This is a genomic window from uncultured Sphingomonas sp. (genome assembly GCF_964250165.1).
GTDB lineage: Bacteria > Pseudomonadota > Alphaproteobacteria > Sphingomonadales > Sphingomonadaceae > Sphingomonas.
Map to the genome: position 1 here is coordinate 1 of NZ_CAXUEK010000096.1, position 2,559 is coordinate 2,559.

Consider the following 2,559-nt stretch of genomic DNA (forward strand, 5'->3'; position numbering starts at 1 on the left):
GCGAGCGGTCGAGCGCCCACAGATCCGCCACCTCCTCCACCACGCACAGCGCGCGCGCGTCGCGGCGCGGATCGGCGCAGACCCCGCACGGATCGCTGGTGTCGACATTGCCGCAGGTCGAGCAGGTGGCGAGGTTCGCCTCCACCGCCTGCAGCGCGGCCAGCAGTGGCCCGAGCGCAGCCTCGCGGCGCTTGAGCAGGTGCAGCACCGCGCGGCGCGCCGAGCGCGGCCCGAGCCCGGGCAGCCGGGCCAGCGCCTGGGCGAGCGTCTCGATCTCGGGGGAAGCCATAACCGGCAGTTAGGCCGGACGACAGAAATCGCTAGAGAAGAAGGTCAGCCGATCAGCTTCAAGAACGCCGCCGCCGCACCGAACAGCGCCACCGCCGAAGCGACAGCCGCAAGGTATACCCGCCAAGGCTCGAACTTGGCGTTGAGCTTGATCTGCGTGATCTCTGCCTGCATTTTATCGATCCGGGCGATCTGCTCGCGAAGGTTGAGCGCCGGCTCTTGGTCAGGGACAATCGTCGCCATTTCACAATCTCCGCTCGCGATATAGCAGCGATCGCTATGTTTGCGAGCCCGTAGTACCCGTGCGATAGACCATCATGCGCGTCGTTTTCATGGGAACGCCCGCCTTCGCGGTGCCGACGCTCGATGCGCTGGTCGACGCCGGGCACGAGGTCCTCGCCGCCTATACCCAGCCGCCGCGGCCCGGCGGGCGGCGCGGGCGCGCGTCGGTCCCCTCCCCCGTCCAGCGGCGGGCGGAGGCGCTGGGGGTGCCGGTGCGGTCGCCCGTATCGCTGCGCACCGCCGAGGTGCAGGCGGCGCTGGCGGCGCTGGCGCCGGAGGTCGGCGTGGTCGCGGCCTATGGCCTGATCCTGCCGTCCGCGGTGCTCGACGTGGCGCCGCGCGGCTTCCTGAACGTCCACGGCTCGCTGCTGCCGCGCTGGCGGGGCGCGGCGCCGGTGCAGCGCGCGATCCTGGCGGGCGACGCCGAGACGGGCGTGTGCATCATGCTGATGGAGGCGGGGCTCGATACCGGGCCGGTGCTGCTCGACGGGCGACTCCCGATCGCGGGCCGCACCGCGGGCGAGCTGGCGGGCGAGCTGGCGGCGATGGGCGCGGCGCTGATGACCGAGACGCTGGCGACGCTCGACGACCGGATCGCGACGCCGCAATCCGACAAAGGCGTCACCTACGCCGCCAAGATCGACAAGGCGGAGGCGCGGATCGACTGGACGCGGGCCGCCGTCGACATCGAGCGGCTGGTGCGCGCGATGAACCCCGCCCCCGGCGCGTGGTTCGTGGTGGCGGGCGAGCGGGTGAAGCTGCTCGCCGCGGAGGTGCTGCCCTTCTCCTTCCCCGGCGGCGAGGGGACGACGGTGGACGATCGGCTGACGATCGCGTGCGGCAACGGCGCGCTGCGGCCGACGCTGGTGCAGCGCGCCGGGCGCGGGGTGACGAGCGCCGCCGAGCTGCTGCGCGGCTTCCCGATCGCGTCGGGAACGCCCGTCTGACACGCTTCGCGCTGACGGTGGAATATGACGGGCGGCCGTTCATGGGCTGGCAGCGGCAGGCGCACGGGCCGAGCGTGCAGCAGGCGCTGGAGCAGGCGGCGCTGGCGGTCACGGACGAGGCGACGGCGGTGCACGCGGCCGGGCGGACCGATGCCGGCGTCCACGCGCTGGCGATGCGGGCGCATCTCGATGTGGCGAAGCCGATCGCGCCGTTCCGGCTGATGGAGGCGTTGAACGCGCGGCTGCGGCCGGCGCCGGTCGCGGTGCTGGCGTGCGTGGTCGTCCCGGACGACTGGCATGCGCGCTTCTCCTGTGTCGGCCGCGCCTATGAGTATCGGATCGTCAACCGGCGCGCGCCGCTGACCGCCGGGAAGGGCCTGGCGTGGCAGGTGGCGCGGCCGCTGGACGAGGCCGCGATGCAGGCAAGCGCGGCGCGGCTGGTGGGGCGACACGACTTCACGACGTTCCGCTCGGCGCACTGCCAGGCGGACAGCCCGCTGCGGACGCTCGATCGGCTGGAGGTGACGCGGGCGGGGGACCGGGTGACGGTGCGCGCGGCGGCGCGGTCGTTCCTGCATCATCAGGTGCGCTCGATGGTAGGCTGCCTGGCGCTGGTCGGGCTCGGGCGGTGGTCGGCGAGCGATCTGGCGGACGCGCTGGCGGCGCGGGACCGGGCGGCGCTGGGGCTCAACGCGCCGCCGGACGGGCTGTGGTTCGTGGCGGCGGACTATCCTGGCGACTGAACCGCCCGACCAGCTCGACATGCGTCGACCAGCGGAACTGGCCGACCGGCTGCACCCAGTCGAGCCGCCAGCCGCCGTCCGCCAGCGTCTTCGCATCGCGCGCGAAGCTGCTCGGATTGCACGACACATAGGCGATCGCCTGCGGCCCCGTCGCAACGGCGAGCGCGGCGGCCTGGTCGCGCGCGCCGGCGCGGGGCGGATCGAGCACCACCGCGTCGAACCGGTCGAGCTCCCTGGCATCCAGCGGCCGGCGGAACAGGTCGCGGTGTTCCACCAGCAGCGCGCGCTGCGCCCGCCCC

At 73.5% G+C, this 2,559-nt stretch carries 3 protein-coding genes and 2 pseudogenes (1 of these 5 only partly in view); 2 read left to right on the forward strand and 3 right to left on the reverse strand.

From position 1 onward, the window contains the following. A pseudogene (locus tag ACFE64_RS14125) lies at window positions 1-289 on the reverse strand (recombination protein RecR); the annotation flags it as partial. Between the two features lie 44 nt (window positions 290-333). Continuing rightward, window positions 334-531: a hypothetical protein gene (locus ACFE64_RS14130; protein WP_375393097.1), complete on the reverse strand. Its 198-nt coding sequence runs from the start codon at window positions 529-531 to the stop codon at window positions 334-336. A gap of 74 nt (window positions 532-605) precedes the next feature. Between ACFE64_RS14130 and fmt the strand changes: the two genes are divergently transcribed. After that, window positions 606-1,517, forward strand: a complete 912-nt coding sequence (gene fmt / locus ACFE64_RS14135; RefSeq protein ID WP_375393098.1) for a methionyl-tRNA formyltransferase — start codon at window positions 606-608, stop codon at window positions 1,515-1,517. After that, window positions 1,514-2,260 (forward strand): tRNA pseudouridine(38-40) synthase TruA, encoded by a 747-nt coding sequence (truA, locus tag ACFE64_RS14140; protein WP_375393103.1) that lies wholly within the window; start codon window positions 1,514-1,516, stop codon window positions 2,258-2,260. Before fmt ends, truA begins: the two co-directional genes overlap by 4 nt. Here truA and ACFE64_RS14145 read toward each other — a convergent pair. After that, a pseudogene (locus tag ACFE64_RS14145) lies at window positions 2,205-2,559 on the reverse strand (class I SAM-dependent RNA methyltransferase) (it continues 952 nt past the right edge of the window). The gene truA and the pseudogene ACFE64_RS14145 sit on opposite strands and share 56 nt — an antisense overlap.

Bases quoted from the DNA above. Each gene is read 5' to 3' on its own strand.
- fmt (WP_375393098.1), top strand. From the start codon at position 606: ATGCGCGTCGTTTTCATGGGAACGCCCGCCTTCGCGGTGCCGACGCTC.
- ACFE64_RS14130 (WP_375393097.1), bottom strand. From the start codon at position 531: ATGGCGACGATTGTCCCTGACCAAGAGCCGGCGCTCAACCTTCGCGAG.